This is a genomic window from Pseudomonas sp. 8Z (assembly GCF_902506535.1).
Lineage (GTDB): Bacteria > Pseudomonadota > Gammaproteobacteria > Pseudomonadales > Pseudomonadaceae > Aquipseudomonas.
In genome coordinates this window covers 1,049,032-1,067,260 of sequence record NZ_LR733825.1, presented here as the reverse complement: position 1 = coordinate 1,067,260, position 18,229 = coordinate 1,049,032, and the positions used below count along the sequence as shown (strand labels likewise).

Genomic DNA, 18,229 nt, shown 5'->3' with positions numbered 1-18,229 from the left:
CCGATGTTCGCTGAAATCCCGCAGCCGCTGCGCTACGCCGAGGCTCTGTTGCAGCGCTATGCCGAACTGGCGGGCGCCGCCAGCAGCGAGCGCCTGCTCGCTGAGCTGGTGCGTGCGGCGGCAGAGCTGGCGGGTTGCGAGCTGGGCCAGCTCTATCTGCTGGATCACACCAACACGCGCCTGACCCTCAGCGCCGAGTGGTTGGACGGCAACCTGCAAGCGCGCACGGTCGCCAGCCTGCCCAGCGACTACGACGGTGAGCAACTGCTGCAGTACTGCCTGTGCCAGAACCAGCCCCTGTGCATCGAGGAACTCGACAGCAGCCTGCATGCCATCGCCTGCCTACCTGATGGCGCCACCTGGCGCAGCCTGCTGTGCCTGCCGCTGAACAATGCCGAGGGCCAGAGCCGAGGTTTGCTGCTGGTGGCCAGCCATGGTTCGCTGGAGCTGCAGGGCTTTACCGCCTCGTTCGCCCATCTGGGCAATTTCGCCCTGGCGCAACTGCAATTGCTGCAACGCCTGCGCACACCGGCAAGTGATGAGCTGCCCACGCCGAGCGTGCCCGTTGCCAGCGCCAGCGGTTACGGCCTGCTGGGTCAAAGCCAGGCGATCCAGCAGGTTTATCAACTGATCGGCAAGGTGCTGCACAGCGCGGTCAGTGTGCTGGTGACCGGCGAGACGGGCACCGGTAAGGAGCTGGTCGCGCGCGCCATTCATGATTGCGGCTCGCGCCGCAGCAAGGCTTTCGTCGTGCAGAACTGCGCAGCGTTGCCGGAGAACCTGCTGGAGAGCGAGCTGTTCGGTTATCGCAAGGGCGCCTTCACCGGGGCCGACAGCGACAAGCCAGGGCTGTTCGACATCGCCGATGGCGGCACCCTGCTGCTCGACGAAATCGGTGACATGCCGCTGGCCCTGCAAGCCAAGCTGTTGCGCGTGCTGCAAGAGGGCGAAGTGCGCCCGCTGGGCAGTAACGAGACGCACAAGGTCAACGTACGCATCATCGCGGCGACCCATCAGGAACTGCGCAAGCATGTTGAGGATGGGCGCTTTCGCGAAGACCTGTTCTATCGCTTGTCGAACTTCCCCATCGAACTGCCACCGCTGCGTGAGCGCGGCGAAGACATCCTGCTGCTCGCCCGCCACTTCGCCAGCACCGCCAGCAGCCTGTTGCAGCGTGATGCCTGCCGTTGGAGCGAGGCGGCGCTGGAGCACCTGGCCGGTTACGCCTTTCCTGGCAACGTGCGCGAACTCAAGGGTGTGGTCGAGCGCGCGGTACTGTTGTGCGAAGGCGGTGAACTGTTGCCTGAGCACTTCAACCTGGAGCAGAGCCCTTACATCGACACGGCGCCGCTGAGCCTGCGCGAACGCATGGATCGCCTCGAACGCAACCTGCTGCTCGACTGCCTGCGCAAGAACCGTGGCAACCAGACCAACGCCGCCAACGAACTGGGCCTGCCCCGGCGCACCCTGCTGTACCGCATGCAGCGGCTGAAGATCAGCCCGAGTGAAGTGTGATGGAAGCGTTCATGAAGAATTTACCGGGCCGTATTGCCTCGTTCGTACTGGAGCCAATGATCTCCAGTGGGCGTATTGGGCGCCTCAAGTATCTGCTGCTGCATGTATGGAGCGCTTGGCCACTTTTTCTAATTGTGGCCTTGAGCAACAAGAGCAATTCGCTGTGGGTGCAGAATGTGCTCTCGGCTCTTGTCGTTCTCGGGCTCATCTATTGGTGGGTTGCCACGCTGACTGCAGGCGTTCGTCGTCTGCATGACATCGGTTGCAGTGGTTACTGGGTACTGCTGGTCAATCTGATCTGGCCGTTGCTGGCGATCTGGCCAGGCCAGCGCCGTACCAATCGCTATGGCCCTCCGGCACCACAACGCTTTGCCGCCCGGCAGCTAACCGGGGCCATCTGACATGTTCACTTTCACCTCTCGCAAAGGAGCGCACCCCATGCAGCACCGCTATCGAGCCGCCGTCCTGCTGGCGCTGGCCATCACCCTGGCCGGTTGTGCTGGCAACTACAAGTTCAGCGACGACCAATACCGCCCACTGGGCGACCCGCAAGCCGAGAAACGCGGCCACTGACCGCAAGGAGTAGGTTCACCATGGAACTGGTATTCGATGTGGTCAGCGCGCAGCAGTTCGTGCCAGGTCTAACGACCACCAAAACCTTCAAGCAGGCCGGTGGTGTGATCGGACGGGCCGAGGAGTGCGACTGGGTGATCCCGGATCGCAAGCGCGTGCTGTCCAGTCGGCATGCAGAAGTCAGCTATCGCGATGGCGCCTTCTACCTGACCGACACCAGCAGCAACGGCATTGCCCTCAAGGACACCGGCGCCAGCCTGGCCAAGGGCAGCCCGCAGCGTATCGAGCATGGCAGCGTGTACTGCCTGGGCGACTTCGAGATCCGTGCGCGGCTGATCCGCGATCCGGCTATGTTCGAGGGTGATATCGGCCTGCCGCAGACGGCTGGCAGCATCATCCCTGACGATGCCTTCCTCGACCTTGACCCGCTCAACGCGCTGGAGCAGCAGGAGCGCGTGTACGCCGAGGTGGATGATCTGACCGCCGTATTGCGCCCCAGCACCGCACAGGCGCAGCAGCGCGACTACGCGCAGATCGACGAAGAGAACCTGCTGGTGCCCGAGCTGGTGGTGCCCAAGCCTGCGCCGCAGCCCAAACCGGCGCCGGAGCCCGAGCGCCTGCCGCCAACCTTCTGGGAGAAGTTCGCCGATGCCCTCGGTGTGCGCCTCGACGACCTCGATGAAGAGGCTCGCCAAGCCCTGGCGCTCAACGCCGCCAAGCTGCTCAAGCAGAGTATCGGCAGTTTGCAGCAGGCCCTGCGCACGCGCAGCGAATTGAAAAACGAACTGCGCCTGGCGCTGACCACGGTACAGAGCGCGGGCAACAACCCGCTCAAGCACGGCTTGGATACCAGTGAGACGCTGAGCCACCTGCTGCGTGGCGGAAAGGCCGGCCTGCTGCCCGCCGAACAGGCCATCAGCCGCAGCTTCCGTGATCTGCAGGCGCATCAGGTGGCGCTGCTGGCTGCCAGCCGCGCGGCGGTCAAGGGCATGTTCGAGCAGTTCGCTCCCGAACAACTGACTCTGAACTTCGAACGCAGTGGCCGCAAACCGCTGATCGCCACCGATGGCAGCCGCTGGCGCGCCTATCGCCGCCTGCATGCCTCGCTGGAGCAGAACGACGACTGGAGTGATCGCCTGTTCGCCCGTGACTTCGCCAGTGCCTACGAAGAGCAGGTTCGCCTGATCGCCACCCTCAACACCGACCTTCAAGGATGATGCCCATGCCTCGCCTGTTTTCTCTGGCGCTGTGCGCCCTGCTGCTGACGCTGACCGGCTGCTCGGCCCTGTCGCCTTACTCGACCATGACCAAGCTCGACTTGAGCCTGACCGGTAGCGATCAGCTCAACCCTGATCTCAACGGGCGGCCCTCGCCCATCGTTGTGCGCCTGATGGAGCTGCAGCACCCGGTGGCCTTCGAGAACGCCGATTTCTTCTCCCTCTACCAGCGTCCCAAGGAAGCCTTGGCGCCCGATCTGGTGGCGTTCGAGGAGCTGGAGCTGCGTCCGGGCGAAACCCGTGAACTGAAACTCTCGGTACAAGAAGGCAGCCGTTATGTCGGCGTACTCGCTGCCTACCGCGACCTGCCAGAAGCGAGCTGGCGCTACGTCATCCCCGTTGAGGCGCTGCAGCGCAACCAGGCGCATCTGAGCCTGGAGGAACGCGGCATTCGAAACCTCGATGACGAGCAGGAGCAGGCACAATGAGCCAGCACAAAGTCATCTGGCAGGAAGGCATGCTGCTGCGTCCGCAGCACTTCCAGCAAAACGATCGCTACTTCGATCATCAGCTCAAGCTCCGCACACAGAAGCTGGCCAGCTACGCCTGGGGCTTTTTCGAGTTGGAGATCGATCGCCAGTTTCTCAACATGGGCAAGCTGGTGGTGAGCAAGGCCAGTGGCGTGCTGCCCGACGGCAGCCTCTTCGACCTTGGCGTTGAGCGTGAACCGCTGGGGCTGGACGTGCCGCCCAATACCGGCAACACCCCGGTCTACCTGGCACTGCCGCTGGTTACCGGCAACCACATCGAGAGCCGTCGTTCGGAGCAGAAGGACGTGCTGGCGCGTTACGTCGCCTTCGACGAAGAAGTGGCCGACTGCAACGCTGGCGATAGCAGCATCAGCCAGGTCAGCACTGGCCGCCCGGATTTCCGCCTGCTGCTCGGCGAGCAACAGAGCGACCAGGCTTACGTCAAACTCAAGTTGTGCGACGTGCTCGACACCACCCCGGACGGTGTGATCAGCCTCGACCCGGAATTTACCCCGACCTACGTGAACTTCCAGGCCTCCGGCTACCTGCTGAGCTGCCTCAAGGAAGTGATCAGCATGCTCGCCCACCGTGGCGACATTCTCGCCGAACGGATTCGCGCCACCGGCAAGGTGGGCGGTGCCGAGGTCGGCGACTTCATGATGTTGCAGTTGATCAACCGCTATGAGCCGATCCTGCGTCACTATCTGGGCGTCGAACTGGTGCACCCAGAGCAGATCTACCGTGAGCTGGTCGGCCTGCTCGGCGAGTTGGCCACCTTCTCCAGCGAGACCAAGCGCCCGCGTCTGGAAGGCCGCTACCTGCACAGCGACCAGGGCCTGAGCTTCCGCAAGCTGATGGACGCCATTCGCCAGGTGCTGTCGATGGTGCTCGAACAGCACGCCATCGAGATGCTCCTGCAGCAACGTCAGTACGGTATCCAGGTGGCGCCGCTGCACGACCACAAGCTACTCGGCACCTCCAGCTTCGTGCTTGCGGCCAGCGCTCAGTGCGACTCCGAAGAGCTGCGTCAGCGTCTGCCGGCGCACCTCAAGGTCGGCCCGGTCGAGCGCATCCGCCAACTGGTCAACCTGCACCTGCCGGGAATCAAGGTCAAACCGTTGCCGGTGGCACCACGGCAAATCCCTTTCCACTCGGGCAAGACCTACTTCGCCTTGGAGCTCAGCTCCGAGGAACAGGCGCAGCTAGAACGCTCCGGCGGCTTCGCCTTCCACGTGTCCGGCGAGTTTTCCGGGCTTGAGTTGAAATTCTGGGCGATCAGGAACTGACCATGACTACCAAGGAAATGGAATACGGCCAGGATGACAAGACCGTCATCCTCAACCGCAAGGGCGAAGCCCGCGCCGAAAGTCCGCTGACCGACTTCAGCGCACCGCCGAAATTCGAGCAGCTCGAAGAACGCATGATCTTTGCCGCGCGCCTGCGCCCGGCGGAGAGCTTCAACATCAGCCTCAACCCGCTGGTGGCGGCGGCGTCCTCGCTGCTCTCGGAAGTGGTGCGTCTCAAGCACAGCTTCGAGGGCGAGGATCTGGACGCCCTCAACCAACGCCTGACCCGTGAGATCAAGCTGTTCGAGCACCGTGCCCTGCACGAAGGCGCCGAAAGTAGCCAGGTGATGGCCGCGCGTTACGTGCTGTGCACCGTGGTCGACGAGGCGGTGGTGACCACGCCCTGGGGCAACGAGAGCCAGTGGTCGCAGATGAGCCTGCTGTCCTCGTTCCACAACGAGACCTTCGGTGGTGAGAAGTTCTTCCAACTGCTCGAACGCCTGTCGCGCAACCCGGTCAAGCACCTGCCGATGCTGGAGCTGATGTACCTGTGCCTGTCGCTCGGTTTCGAGGGCAAGTACCGCGTGCTGGCGCGCGGCATGCTCGAACTGGAAGCGGTACGCGACAGCCTCTACCGGCAGATCCGCCAACTGCGTGGCGACGTGCCACGGGAAATCTCGCCGCACTGGCAGGGTCTCAAGGATGGCCGTCGGCGCCTGGTACGCATCGTGCCGTGGTGGCTGGTGGCGCTGTTCACCCTGATGTGCCTGGTGATGATGTACGCCGGTTTCGCCTGGGTGCTCGGCGAGCAACGCGACACCGTCCTCAAGCCGTATCAGCAACTCGACCCGGCCTCGGGTGTCAGCATGGATGACGTGAAATGAAGACCTTCTTCGCCAAACTTGGCGCCTTTTTCCGCAAAACCTGGGTCTGGAGCCTGTGCCTGGTTCTCGTCCTCGCGCTGCTGGTGTGGTTCGTCGGCCCGCTGCTGGCTGTGGACGACTACAAGTTCTGGGAGTCGGCCACCAGCCGCCTGCTGACCATCAGCCTGATCTTCCTGCTCTGGGGCCTGGCCATGGTGTTCGCCAGTTGGCGCGCCACTGCGCGCAAGAAGGCTGCCGAGAACGACGCCGATGCTCAGGAGCGCCTGCGTCGCGAGGAGCAGATCAACGAGGAACAGAGTGAGCTGCGCCATCGCTTCAAGGACGCCCTGCGCACCCTCAAACGCTCCAGCCTGTATCGCGGGCGCAGCGAGAAATGGCGCAACGACCTGCCCTGGTATCTGCTGCTCGGCCCGCAGGGCAGCGGCAAGACCAGCCTGCTGGATTTCTCCGGCCTGGACTTCCCGCTCAACCGTGGCGAGAACCAGCGCCTGACCAAGGATGTGTCCGGCACCCGCTATGCCGACTGGTATTTCGCCGACCACGCGGTGCTGATCGATACCGCCGGCCGTTACCTGACTCAACCTGATGCACAGATCGACAACAGTGGCTGGAATACCCTGCTCGGCCTGCTGCGCCAGCGCCGCGCGCGCCCGCTTAACGGTGTGCTGGTGAACATCCCGGTCGAGCAACTGCAAGGCGGTACGGAAGTGGAGCTGGAAACCCTGGCCCGCCAGACCCGCCAGCGGCTGCAGGAAATCCACCAGCGTCTGGGCGCCGATGTGCCGGTCTATCTGGTGCTGAGCAAGGCCGACAAGGTGTTGGGCTTCGACGAGTTCTTCGACCAGCTATCGCGCGAGGAAAGCGAGCAGGTACTCGGCGCCAGCTTCCGCAAGGAGCAGAACGCCACCGACGTGGCCGTGGTGCGCCAGGAGTTCGAAGAGCTGCTGCGCCGCCTCAACAGCCAGGTGATCCTGCGCATGCACCAGGAGCGCGATACCCAACGCCGTGGCCGCATCCTCGACTTCCCGCACCAGCTCGGCCAGATCGGTGAGCGCCTGTGCCTGTTCGTCGAACTGGCTTTCGCCGGCAACCGCTATCAGCGTGCCAGCAAGTTGCGCGGTTTCTACCTGACCAGTGCGCCGCAACTCAATGAGCAGCTCGACCCGATGACGGCGGGTATCGGCCGTAACCTCGGCCTGTCTGGCAACGCCCTGCCGACCTTCCGCAGCGGCCGCGCACGCTTCATCAACCACCTGCTTAGCCGGGTGATCTTCCCTGAGTCCGAGCTGGCGGGCCTGGATCAGAAAGAAGTGCGCCGTATCGATTGGGGTCAGCGCGCCATGTACGCCACCGCCTTTGGCGTGCTGGCACTGTTCGGCGTGCTCTGGGCCAGCGGCTTCTCGGCGAACCACGGCCGTCTGGAAGAACTGCGCGACATCGCTCAGACGCTGACCCGCGAGCACGGCACGATCAACCCGCAGGACGATGCCCAGCAAGTGCTCAAGGCGCTGGACAGCAGCTACGCGGCCACCCAGGTATTCCCGCCCAAGGATGATGTGTCCTACCTGCAACGCACGGGGCTGTTCCAGGGCGAGGCGGTTAATCCGGCGCTGTATTCGACCTACCGCGCTGAGCTGGAAAACCTGCTGCTGCCGCGTGTGGCGCGTCAGTTGGAGGCGCAGATCCGCGCTAACCTCAGCGACCGCGAGCGCCTGCTCGGCAGCCTGCGCGCCTACCTGATGCTCAATCTGCAGGAGCGCCGCGACCCGGACTTCCTCAAGGAATGGGTCGGCACCGACTGGTCGGTGCGTTATACCGGCAACAGCCCGGTGCAGCATGGCCTGAACACCCACTTCGCGCGTCTGCTCGACGAGCCGTTCGCGCCCTACGCACTCAACGCCCAATTGGTTGCCCAGGCGCGTCAGGTACTGCGCAGCGAGTCGCTGGCCAACGTCGTCTACCGCATGCTGCGGGAACAGGCGCGCAGCCTGCCGGACTATCGCCTGAGCCAGAAACTTGGCCCGCAGGCAGGCCTGATCAATGGCAGCGATTACGTTATTCCCGGCTTCTATACCCAGAGTGGTTACAGCAAGACCTTCACCGCCCAAGGCGCTAGCCTGGTGCGTGAGCTGCTGCGTGACAATTGGGTGCTGGGTGAGGGTGAAACCCTCAGTGCTGCTGATCTCAGTCGCCTGATGGTGGAGCTGGAGCAACTGTACTTCCGTGACTACGGCAACTACTGGGGCGAAGCCATCGCCCAGCTCAGCTTGGAGCCGATTGGCAGCGCCGGTCGTGGTGCTGCCCTGCTCAACGGTCTGACCGCCGCCAACTCGCCGCTGCTGCAATTGCTGGTTGAGGTTCGTGACAACACCCGTTTCAAAGGCCTGGCCGATGCGGCTGATGACGCGGGTGCTGCCGCCGATGCGTTGGAAGGTGCCAAGGGCAAGCTGGGCAAGGCTGCCAAGCTGGCCAGTGCCGCTGCCGAACAGGCGCAGCAAGCCCTGGCCAAGAACACCCCGGACACCGCGCGCAAGACTCTGGAGCGCCGCTTCGAAAGCCTGCACAAGCTGCTCGACGACAACGGCGGTGCCGGTGTCGATCTGGCGGCTGGCATGCAAGCTCTCGATGAGTTGCAGCGTCAGTTGGCCAGCCTGGCCAATGCCGGTGCCAGCGACCAGGCCGCGTTCGAAATGGCCAAGGCACGCATGGCCGGCAAGCGCGATGCGATCAACCAGGTGCGCAGCGCCGCAGCACGCCTGCCGCAGCCGGTGGGCAACTGGCTGGCGCTGCTGGCCGAGGATAGCTGGGGACTGGTGCTCAACGACGCCTATCAGTTCCTCAACCAGCGTTATCAGAGTGAGCTGTACGCCGCCTACGACAACTCGTTGAAGCAGCGTTACCCGTTCAGCGCGCACAGCGAGAGCGACGTAGCGGTGGCCGACTTCCGCGAGTTCTTCAAGTCGCAAGGCATCGCCGAGCGCTTCTTCGACCAGTACCTGCGTCCCTTCGTCAGCGGCAGCTCTGACGAATACCGTCTGCGGCGTGTCGATGGCCGTGGTCTGCCGCTGTCGCGCGAGTTCCTCCTGCAGATGAGCCGCGCCCAGGTGATCCGCCGCAGCTTCTTCGCCGAGAACCCGGCCGAGCCGCAGGTGCTGTTCAAGCTCGAACCCTACTCGCTGGATTCCAGCCTGAGCCGCGCCGACTTCCGCTTCGGCAATCAGGAGCTGGAATACCGCCACGGCCCAATCGTCGCCACCGCCTTCCGCTGGCCGGCCGCGAGCGACGAAGACCGCACCAGCCTGGTGGTCGAGGAACTGGGCGGGCGCCGCGTCGGCATCGAGAAGAACACCGGCCCCTGGTCGCTGTTCCGCCTGCTCGACCTGATGGACGTGGACTACCACAGCGGGCGTGACGTGCTGATCCTCAAGGCCAACCTCGGTGGTCTGCACGCCAACTACCTGCTGCACAGCCAGCGCTCGCCGAACCCGTTCGACATCGGCCTGCTGCGCAGCTTCAAACTGCCGGCGACGCTCTGATGACGGCAGTTGCCAACGCCTGGCGCAGCGCTGCGCGCACCGACACCGGCAAGGTGCGCGCGCGCAACGAGGATGCCTTCCTGGCCCTGCCTGAGCAGGGCCTGTGGGTAGTGGCCGACGGCATGGGCGGGCACCAGAACGGCGCCCTCGCCAGCCGCCTGATCGTCGAGCAACTGGCCGAGTTGCCCGACGGCAGCCTCGACCAGCGTCTGGTCGAATTGCGTCAGTGCCTGCACCGGCTCAACCATCGCCTCGGCCAGGAGCTAACCGTGACCGCCGACCGTTCCGATACGGTGATCGGCAGCACCGTGGTTGCCCTGTTGCTCGAAGGTGAGCGTGCCGTCTGCGTCTGGGCTGGCGACAGTCGCTGCTACCTATGGCGTGGCTCACGGCTGTATCAGCTCAGTCGCGACCACTCGCTGGTGCAACAACTGATCGACGAACAGGGGCTGACGCCACAGGAAGCCGCGCGGCATCCGGCGGCACACGCCCTGACCCGCGCCATCGGTGCCAGCGAAACCCTGCAACTGGACATCCTCGAACTCGATGTGCTGCCCGGCGATGTTTTTCTGCTGTGCAGCGATGGTCTTTATCAGGGCGTTTCCGCCGACGAGTTGGGGGCTTGTCTCAACCTACCTTCGCCGCACCTGGCCGTGGAGCGCCTGTTCCAGCGCGTGCTCGACGGCCCGGCCCGCGACAACCTCAGCGCCGTGGTGATCCGCCGATGACCGAATCTGCCGAAGCCAGCGACCTCACCTACTTCGCTCTGGCCGCTACCGCGGCCAAGGAGCCTGTGCGCGAAACCCCGCGCCAGGCGCCGGGCGAGCTGCCGGATGTGCTCGGCGGGCGCTACAAGATCGAGCGTCTGCTCGGTGTCGGCGGCATGGGCGCGGTGTATCGCGCCCGTGACCTGCTGCGCGAACAGTTCGGCGACCCCGAGCCTTATGTGGCGCTGAAGACCCTCAGCGACGACTTCGCCGAATACCCGGACGCCAACGCCCTGCTCTATAGCGAGTTCGCCCTCACCTCGCGGCTCAATCACCGGCATGTGGTGCGCCTGTTCGGTTTTGAAGTGGACACCGCCTGCCAGCGCGCCTTCATCACCTTAGAGCTGATGCGTGGCCTGACTCTCGACCAGTTGCTATGCGAGCGCCCCGAAGGCTTGCCCTGGGAGGAACTGCGCGCCATTGCCATCCCCCTGCTCGAAGCGCTCGCGTACTCCCACGAACTGGGCGTACTGCACGGCGATCTGAAACCCAGCAATGTGATGTTGGCCGAAGACGGCCTACGCCTATTCGATTATGGTCTCGGTCAACCTGTTGAAGGGCTGCTGCCGGGCCTGCCGCGCTTGTGCCGCAATCGCATCGCCGCCTGGACGCCGCGTTACGCCGCGCTGGAGTTGCTCGAAGGTGCCGCGTTGTCATCCGCCGCCGATGTGTACGCGGTGGCCTGCGTGCTAGTGGAGCTGGCCAGTGGGCAGCACCCGTTCCGTCGGCTCAGCGCCAAGCAGGCCAAGAGCATGGAGCTGGACAAGCAACTGCAACGCCCGGCGCAGATGCCACAGCACTGCTGGCAGGCCCTGCGCACCGCGCTGGCTTTCGAGGAAAGTCAGCGACAGATCGACTGCAACGCACTGCTCGATGCATTTCGTCGGCCTCCGGTTTCGCGCCTGCAACGCTGGCTGGGCATAACAGGCCGTTGAAGACGGACTCACTCGAAAGGATACGAACATGTTCAACCTGGCCAATGAAACCCATTTCAGCCTCACCCTCGAAGGTGTCGAGCACGACCTGCAGGTGCTCGAATTTACGGGCCGCGAGGCCATCAGCCAGCCCTACCGCTTCGATGTAGAACTGATCAGCGAGCGCGCCGATCTCGACCTGGCCAGCCTGCTGCACCAGCGCGCGTTCCTCGCCTTCAGCCCCAACGGTGACGGCATCCACGGCATCGTCCACCGAGCCGAACAGGGCGAGTCCGGCAAGCGCATGACCCGCTATCGCCTGGCCATCGTGCCGCAGCTCGCCTACCTCACGCACCGCACCAACCAGCGCATCTTCCAAAACCTCACCGTGCCGCAGATCGTCGCCCAGGTGCTGGAAGAACACGGCATCGTCCAGGGCGGCTACCAATTCCAGCTCGGCCCCACCGTCTACCCCGAACGCATCTACTGCGTGCAGTACGACGAGACGGATCTGCACTTCGTCCAGCGCCTGTGCGAAGAGGAAGGTATCCACTACCACTTCCAGCACAGCGAAAGCGGCCATGTGCTGATCTTCGGCGACGACCAGACCGCCTTCGCCAAGCTCGGTCGGCCCACGCCCTACATCCAAGACAGTGGCATGACCGCCGACGACCCGGTGATCAAAAAACTGGCCCTGCGCCTGGAAACCCGCACACGCACCACCACCCGCCGCGACTACGACTTCGAACAACCGCGCCTGCTGCTCGAAGCCGCCTACCAGGGCGAACAGGCCGCTGCAAACGACAGCCTGCCAGCCCTGGAAGACTACGACTACCCAGGCCGCTACACCGACCGCACCCGCGGCAAGCACCTGGCCAAACGCGCCCTGGAACGCCACCGCAGTGACTACCAGCAACTCGAAGGCAAAAGCGATGAGCCGCGCCTGGTCAGCGGCCATTTGCTGGAAATCTCCGAACACCCGCAAAGCGAGTGGAACGACCTCTGGCTGCTCAGCGAAGTGCTGCACGAAGGCAAACAGCCGCAGGTGCTGGAAGAGTCCATCACCAGCGATTCAATCCTGGGCAAGGCCCTGAACACACTGCTGCACAACGTGACGGGCAAAGCGCAGCCCACGGCAAACGATGGCGATGACTTTCGCCAGGGCTACCGCAACCGCTTCACCGCCACCCCCTGGAACGTGCCCTACCGCCCAGCGCTAAAGCACCCCAAACCCAAGGTACTGGGCAGCCAGACCGCCGTGGTCACCGGCCCGGCTGGCGAGGAAATCCACTGCGACGAATATGGCCGGGTGAAGGTGCAATTCTTCTGGGATCGCGAAGGCCAAGCCGACGACAAAACAAGCTGCTGGCTACGTGTGAGTTCAAGCTGGGCCGGTGACCGCTACGGCGCCATCACCATCCCGCGCATCGGCATGGAAGTGCTGGTCACCTTCCTCGAAGGCGACCCCGACCAACCGCTGGTCACCGGCTGCCTCTACCACGCCGAACACGTCGTGCCCTACGACCTACCGGCGAACAAGACAAGAAGCGTGTTCAAAACCCTCAGCAGCCCCGGCGGTGGGGGCTACAACGAACTGCGCATCGAAGACCGCAAGGGCGCCGAACAAATCTACCTGCACGCCCAGCGCGACTGGGACGAGAACATCGAACACGACCAGAAGATCCGCGTCGGCCATGAACGCCACGACACCGTGGAGAAGAACAGCTACACCGAACTGCTGGCCGAAGAACACCTCACCGTCACCGCCGAGCGCAAGGTCGAAGTCAAACCGCAGGACCACCTGACGGTGGGCACCGACCAACACATCAAACTGGGCACCGCACAACTGACCAAGGCCGGCCGCGAGATCCACCTCAAGGCCGGACAAAAAATGGTCATCGAAGCCGGCGTCGAACTGACCATCAAAGCCGGCGGCAGCTTCATCAAACTCGACCCCGGCGGCATCACCATCAGCGGCCCACTGGCCAGGCTCAATGCCGGCGGCTCGCCGGGCAAAGGCTCAGGGCTCAAGATCAAACCACCCGTGCTGCCTGGCGCCGCCGATAGCGACAAGGCGGGGAGTTTGTTGGAGCAGGCGTTGGCGAATGAGCTGACTGAGCCTAGCCCTGCAGATCCTCGCGAGTACCGATTCAATATTCGTTTGCAAGATATTCCCGGAGACGAGGGTTTTCCTTTGGCATACGCCCCATGGAGTATTGAACAGGGGGATGATGGCAATGTTTTGCTTGAGGGCGAGGCTGATGCCGATGGCCGGGTAGTGCTGGATGACATTCAGCAGAAGCAGCTAGCCAAAATCTACGTTAAAGCACCCAAGAGCCTGTGGCTCACTTATCCCGGCCAGCGGATAGCCCTACGGGTTCATCTGGAGCAACAGGGTTGGGACAGTGAGCGTTATGCCCTGGGCGCGATGGATTTCAGCGGTTGCCTCAGTCGCAATACCACAGGGAATGCGCTGCTGGAAAAAGAACGCAGCCATCACGATAGCCAGTGCACCAGCGATCTTTATACCCACCTGCAATCCAAGGAATGATTGGCCATGGCAACTGACTCTGCCTACAACGGCATTCGTACAAAGGAACTCAACCAGATCAACACCCAGGAGGGAAAGGCCTATGCGGCGTATTCCGCCCCGGACTTCTTCCTGAATGGGACGAATCTGTTCGCGCCCAAACGCACGGGTAATCAGGTTCGTTTCTTCACGACCGGGAGTGATTACTTCAAGGACGTCGCAGCCTCCATCGACCAGGCTAGTCAATGCATTTTCATCACGGGCTGGCAGGTCAACTACGACGTGTTGCTCGATGGCAAGCGCAGTCTTTGGCAGTGCCTGCACCAGGCCCTCAAGCGCCAACCTGCGTTGAAAGTTTATGTCATGCCCTGGCTAAGCCCTTCTGGCAGTCTTGGCACTTATGACTTCGAGACCATGTTGGCCATTTTCCAGCTCAATGCTGGCCTGTCTGGCGGCCCTCGTGCCTTCTGTACGCCCGCCATTCAGCAAAGCGATATGAAGGGGCTCGGTGTCGCGTTCTCGCACCACCAAAAATCGGTCGTGATCGACAACCGCATTGCCTATGTTGGGGGCATCGACCTGGCCTACGGTCGGCGTGATGACAATAACTTCAGCCTCGACGCCAGTAACAGGCAAGGCAACGATGCCTACAATCCAGGGCTGCCGAAGTTAGGTTGGATGGATATGGACAAGCATGTCAGCTCGATGGGGCTGATGATGGCCACGCTGTTCGACCTGTCCAAGCCTGTGTCGGGTAGCAGTTTCATCCCGCTTAGCAGGAGTACAGCTCTCAATGGCATGAGCCGCATTACGGACTTTTTTCGCAGCCCTCCATTCTCCGCTCTGCAATGGCTGAATCGTGCCAAGAACAGCGCTAAGGAGAACCTTGACGAGGGCTTTGAGCGGCTTAGTACGGCTCAACGTCAGATGCTGGGTAACAGTATCCGGGCGATGGCCCGGCTTATCAGCGACAACCTAGAGACCGTTCCGATGGCCAAAGAGTTGAAGCTGCGTTTGCAAGCCTGGTTGCGGGAGCTGGATGGGGCGGCAGGCAATCTTTATGAGTCATTACGCATCAAAAGTATTGAGCTGATCAGTCAGTGGATGAGTGAGACTGAACTTGGTCGCGTTCTGACCATGCTCAGCGGCAAGAGCTTTGAGGATATTCCAGGCGTGTATCGGGAGAGCGCCAACGAGTTGGCCAGTTCGATGCTCTGGTTTATCTATCACTTGCTACAGGAGCGCTCGGGACAACATCTGGAACCTTACGCCTATCTGCATGAAAAGCCGCAGCCATTGGCCTCACCGGACAATAGCCGATTGGCCGAGGATCAACCGCGTATGCCCTGGCAGGATGTGCATTGCCGTATCGAAGGCCCCTCGGTCTATGATGTGGCGCGTAACTTCATCGACCGCTGGAACGGGCAGCAGGCCTACCTGGCCGATACGCCAGCGCTACAGGACACCACGCTGGTGCGTAACCTGCTGGAGGCTATCGTGCGCTGGCTCAATGCTTTGGTTAGTGAGACAGGCCTTGAACACTTGGGCCTGAGGCTTAAGGTCAATGAAGCCCCGCGCCTGAGCTTTCCCAAACCACAGCCCGTATGGATAAACGCGCCCGCACAATTGCCTGTGGCGCCCAGCGCACAGCCCGGCGGGGTGAGCGTGCAAGTTTTGCGTAGTGCCTCCAGCCGCATGACCCAGCAGGAGCAGGTAGGGCGCAGCAAGGCGGGCGTTAATCTGCCCCTGCCGGCAGGTATCGATACTGGCGGCGTGCAGGCCAACTGCAAGGCGGCGATGCTGCAGGCCATCTCCAGTGCACAGCACTTCATCTATATCGAGAACCAGTTCTTTCAGAGTGCCTATGGTGCAGCGCGCGAAATATTCGATGATGCTCCGCTTTCCGGGCCTATGGCCAGCTTGCGCGACTATACCAGCCTGCCTCAGGAATACGTTGCCCGTGTGCGCCTGCGCGAAGCGCTGGAGGCCGAGGACATTTGGCAACTGGACTGGAAAGAAATCGATGCCATTGCCAAGGAGCCCAGTACCGAGGCGCGCCAGTTCTTGAAAAGTTTGCAAGCCATGTGGGGCGTCAATGCTCAGGGTTGGCTTACCCATAAACTGGGTGACGCCCAGACGGGCCTACTCAACGAGATTGGCGAAGCCCTGGCCAATCGCATTGGCCGTGCCATCGATGAGAAACGGACGTTTCACGTCTATATGATTCTGCCGGTGCATCCGGAAGGCGCGCTGAACGTCCTCAACATCATGCATCAGGTCACGCTCACCATGCAGAGCCTGGCTTTTGGCGAGAACAGCCTGATCAAACGTATCCAGAAACGCATGGCCCTGCGCGAACTGCTGGATCGAAAGGTGAACCGCGCCGAGGCACTCAAGGTCATCGAGCACAAGGACGCGAGCGGCCGACCCGTTTATGAGCAACAGGACTGGAGCCGTTACCTGACCCTGCTCAACCTGCGGACCTGGGAAAACCTCAAGGGGCGCGTGGTCACCGAACAGATCTATGTGCACAGCAAGCTGCTGATCGCCGACGACCGTGTGGCCATTCTTGGCAGCGCCAATATCAACGACCGCAGTTTGCTGGGCACGCGAGACTCAGAGTTGGCGGTCATCGTGCGTGATAGCTCGCCGGTACAGGTCAAGCTCGATGGCAAGCAGCCACATACCGTTGGCAAGACCGTGCATCAGTTACGTGTCGATCTGTGGAAGAAGCACTTTGGTTTGTCTATGGCTGGAGGCTCATCTGGTGTCACCACAGCAACCGGGCTGGCGCAGTATCTGGAGCAGCCCGCGGCGGAAGAAACTTGGAAGGCTATCCAGAAAAGGGCTCGGCTTAATACACGTATCTATGAAAAATCCTTTAACTTCATTCCACAAAATATCAGCCAGGTACAACCACGCAAAACACCAGACCTGAAACAATTTAAAAAGACAGGCTTCCCCGCCTCAACTTGGCCGACTTGGGTTTATCGAGACCTGGTGAATATCGGTCACGGCGGTGAACTGATGGAGCCTATGCCTCATGAAGAGCGCTTCTGGCGCTCCAATACCCTGGCTGATGTGAAGATGTTCTCCCCAGCCGTTGGTGTACAGGGCTTTATCTGCGCCTTGCCCGTCAACTGGACGAGGGGTGAGAACAACGACTCGGGTATCAACCTGAGCATTCTGGCTCAGATCTTTGAACAGCCCGAACGTGATAGCGCATTGGCGCAGGCGGATAACGGTCGTGAAGAAGAGAACCGTCGCACATGAAAAGCCTTTTCCGATACATGAGCCTCGGCCTGATTATCCCTGCTGGCATGGCCTTGGCCGATACCTCGCGGCAGGAATGCATTGGGCGCATGACCTTCGATGTGCCTGAGGATATGCAGTGGGCTACCTATTCCGCTCAGCGAACTGACAGGATTACTGATGGTCGAGGGGGGCATGTCTTTACCCCCAAAGTAACGGCTAAAGGGGATATGGGTAGTTATGACTATGATGGCCTGACCATTCGAGTGAGTGATATTGTTGGGCGTGATACGTTCGATGATGCTGCAAGATATATCAAAGGTACGGCACAGTTGTACCAAAAAGAATTACTGAAGAACTTAGAGAGTGACAAACAGATACTCGAAGAGCTAAAAGAACTCAATAAGAAAGAAAATACCCAGACAACCAAGGATGCTGTAGAGCGGTTTGCGAAAAGCATAGAAGAAGTTGAACGCCAGATACCTTTAACCAAAGTCTACGAATTTGATCTAGGTATCCCCGACGCCTACTTCCTAGGGGATAATATTTCTCCCGCAGATGTCTTGCTTTGGCGTAATAACCGAGTCTACTACTTCGGCTTCTCCAAGGCCGGTCCCGACTCCGCCGAGCGTATCAAGGCGCTGATGGCACGCTTTCAGCCGCGCGAGTTGTACGAGGTGCCCAAAGGCCCCGGTTTCTGCTTCCCCTACGGCTTTATTGCCGACGATGGCAAGACCGCTTATAGCATCAAGAACAGCCTGCGCTTCACCAAAACGCCCAATGTGATCTTTACCCTGATTAATGCCTCGGCCAATGACCCTTGGCAGACCAAGCCGACGCAAGGCACCTACGACAGCGACTACCGACCCGGCTACGACACCGAGAAATGGCGCAAGACTTCCTTCATCGAGCGCATCCAGCTCGGCAAGCGTCTGGCAGGCCTGGAGGGTTGGCGCCTGGATCCCAAGCCAGGCTCCGGCGAGCAGGAACGAGCCTGGTTTGCCCTGGCGCATCGAGGCGGGACGGGGTCACCGCTATTGGCGGTACAGATGTTCACCTTTCAGAAGGGTACGGACGACCTGAAGGAACTGACACCACCACCAGAAGAGGTCATCCCTCGCTTTAAGAAACTAAGCGAAAGTTTTAAATAGCATCACTCAAGGCCTAATACAGCACTCATGAATTCTTGGCTTACTGGAGCAAAGGCCTTCTGGTTCATTCTCTC

At 61.6% G+C, this 18,229-nt stretch carries 13 protein-coding genes; all 13 read left to right on the top strand.

Translation table 11 applies throughout. From position 1 onward, the window contains the following. Positions 1-3: 3 nt before the first annotated feature. The 13 genes from AERO9A_RS09105 to AERO9A_RS09045 are packed head-to-tail and all read left to right on the top strand — an operon-like array spanning position 4 to position 18,155. Complete coding sequence (locus tag AERO9A_RS09105; RefSeq protein WP_159971578.1) at positions 4-1,515, top strand: sigma 54-interacting transcriptional regulator; 1,512 nt, start codon at positions 4-6, stop codon at positions 1,513-1,515. A gap of 11 nt (positions 1,516-1,526) precedes the next feature. After that, entirely contained in the window at positions 1,527-1,916 is a 390-nt protein-coding gene (locus AERO9A_RS09100) for a DUF805 domain-containing protein (protein WP_159971577.1), read from the top strand. A gap of 37 nt (positions 1,917-1,953) precedes the next feature. Then, positions 1,954-2,088, top strand: a complete 135-nt coding sequence (locus tag AERO9A_RS09095; protein ID WP_159971576.1) for a type VI secretion protein — start codon at positions 1,954-1,956, stop codon at positions 2,086-2,088. A gap of 20 nt (positions 2,089-2,108) precedes the next feature. Continuing rightward, the gene (gene tagH / locus AERO9A_RS09090) at positions 2,109-3,305 is read left to right on the top strand and encodes a type VI secretion system-associated FHA domain protein TagH (protein ID WP_159971575.1); all 1,197 of its coding nucleotides are present in this window, start codon (positions 2,109-2,111) and stop codon (positions 3,303-3,305) included. Positions 3,306-3,310: 5 nt separating this feature from the next. After that, the gene (tssJ, locus tag AERO9A_RS09085; RefSeq protein WP_159971574.1) at positions 3,311-3,793 is read left to right on the top strand and encodes a type VI secretion system lipoprotein TssJ; all 483 of its coding nucleotides are present in this window, start codon (positions 3,311-3,313) and stop codon (positions 3,791-3,793) included. Continuing rightward, complete coding sequence (tssK, locus tag AERO9A_RS09080; protein ID WP_159971573.1) at positions 3,790-5,121, top strand: type VI secretion system baseplate subunit TssK; 1,332 nt, start codon at positions 3,790-3,792, stop codon at positions 5,119-5,121. Before tssJ ends, tssK begins: the two co-directional genes overlap by 4 nt. Positions 5,122-5,123: 2 nt before the next feature. Further along, positions 5,124-6,005 carry a type IVB secretion system protein IcmH/DotU gene (icmH, locus tag AERO9A_RS09075; protein WP_159971572.1) on the top strand — a complete coding sequence of 294 codons (882 nt, stop codon included), beginning with the start codon at positions 5,124-5,126 and terminating at the stop codon, positions 6,003-6,005. Further along, on the top strand, positions 6,002-9,541 hold the full coding sequence (tssM, locus tag AERO9A_RS09070) for a type VI secretion system membrane subunit TssM (protein ID WP_159971571.1): 3,540 nt from the start codon (positions 6,002-6,004) through the stop codon (positions 9,539-9,541). Before icmH ends, tssM begins: the two co-directional genes overlap by 4 nt. Continuing rightward, positions 9,541-10,269 (top strand): PP2C family serine/threonine-protein phosphatase, encoded by a 729-nt coding sequence (locus AERO9A_RS09065; RefSeq protein WP_159971570.1) that lies wholly within the window; start codon positions 9,541-9,543, stop codon positions 10,267-10,269. The genes tssM and AERO9A_RS09065 overlap by 1 nt, the downstream gene beginning before the upstream one ends. Then, complete coding sequence (locus AERO9A_RS09060) at positions 10,266-11,243, top strand: serine/threonine-protein kinase (RefSeq protein WP_159971569.1); 978 nt, start codon at positions 10,266-10,268, stop codon at positions 11,241-11,243. Before AERO9A_RS09065 ends, AERO9A_RS09060 begins: the two co-directional genes overlap by 4 nt. Before the next feature lie 28 nt (positions 11,244-11,271). Further along, on the top strand, positions 11,272-13,773 hold the full coding sequence (gene tssI, locus AERO9A_RS09055; protein ID WP_159971568.1) for a type VI secretion system tip protein TssI/VgrG: 2,502 nt from the start codon (positions 11,272-11,274) through the stop codon (positions 13,771-13,773). Between the two features lie 6 nt (positions 13,774-13,779). Next, positions 13,780-17,025, top strand: a complete 3,246-nt coding sequence (locus tag AERO9A_RS09050) for a phospholipase D-like domain-containing protein (protein WP_159971567.1) — start codon at positions 13,780-13,782, stop codon at positions 17,023-17,025. Beyond that, positions 17,022-18,155, top strand: coding sequence for a T6SS immunity protein Tli4 family protein (locus AERO9A_RS09045; RefSeq protein WP_256665886.1), 1,134 nt, complete (start codon positions 17,022-17,024; stop codon positions 18,153-18,155). Before AERO9A_RS09050 ends, AERO9A_RS09045 begins: the two co-directional genes overlap by 4 nt. Positions 18,156-18,229: the final 74 nt, after the last annotated feature.

What these genes read in the sequence shown, in the direction of transcription:
- AERO9A_RS09060 (WP_159971569.1), top strand. Translation starts at nt 10,266, where the DNA reads ATGACCGAATCTGCCGAAGCCAGCGACCTCACCTACTTCGCTCTGGCC.
- tssK (WP_159971573.1), top strand. Translation starts at nt 3,790, where the DNA reads ATGAGCCAGCACAAAGTCATCTGGCAGGAAGGCATGCTGCTGCGTCCG.
- AERO9A_RS09105 (WP_159971578.1), top strand. Translation starts at nt 4, where the DNA reads ATGTTCGCTGAAATCCCGCAGCCGCTGCGCTACGCCGAGGCTCTGTTG.
- tssM (WP_159971571.1), top strand. Translation starts at nt 6,002, where the DNA reads ATGAAGACCTTCTTCGCCAAACTTGGCGCCTTTTTCCGCAAAACCTGG.
- AERO9A_RS09050 (WP_159971567.1), top strand. Translation starts at nt 13,780, where the DNA reads ATGGCAACTGACTCTGCCTACAACGGCATTCGTACAAAGGAACTCAAC.
- AERO9A_RS09100 (WP_159971577.1), top strand. Translation starts at nt 1,527, where the DNA reads ATGAAGAATTTACCGGGCCGTATTGCCTCGTTCGTACTGGAGCCAATG.
- AERO9A_RS09045 (WP_256665886.1), top strand. Translation starts at nt 17,022, where the DNA reads ATGAAAAGCCTTTTCCGATACATGAGCCTCGGCCTGATTATCCCTGCT.
- tagH (WP_159971575.1), top strand. Translation starts at nt 2,109, where the DNA reads ATGGAACTGGTATTCGATGTGGTCAGCGCGCAGCAGTTCGTGCCAGGT.
- tssJ (WP_159971574.1), top strand. Translation starts at nt 3,311, where the DNA reads ATGCCTCGCCTGTTTTCTCTGGCGCTGTGCGCCCTGCTGCTGACGCTG.
- tssI (WP_159971568.1), top strand. Translation starts at nt 11,272, where the DNA reads ATGTTCAACCTGGCCAATGAAACCCATTTCAGCCTCACCCTCGAAGGT.
- AERO9A_RS09065 (WP_159971570.1), top strand. Translation starts at nt 9,541, where the DNA reads ATGACGGCAGTTGCCAACGCCTGGCGCAGCGCTGCGCGCACCGACACC.
- AERO9A_RS09095 (WP_159971576.1), top strand. Translation starts at nt 1,954, where the DNA reads ATGCAGCACCGCTATCGAGCCGCCGTCCTGCTGGCGCTGGCCATCACC.
- icmH (WP_159971572.1), top strand. Translation starts at nt 5,124, where the DNA reads ATGACTACCAAGGAAATGGAATACGGCCAGGATGACAAGACCGTCATC.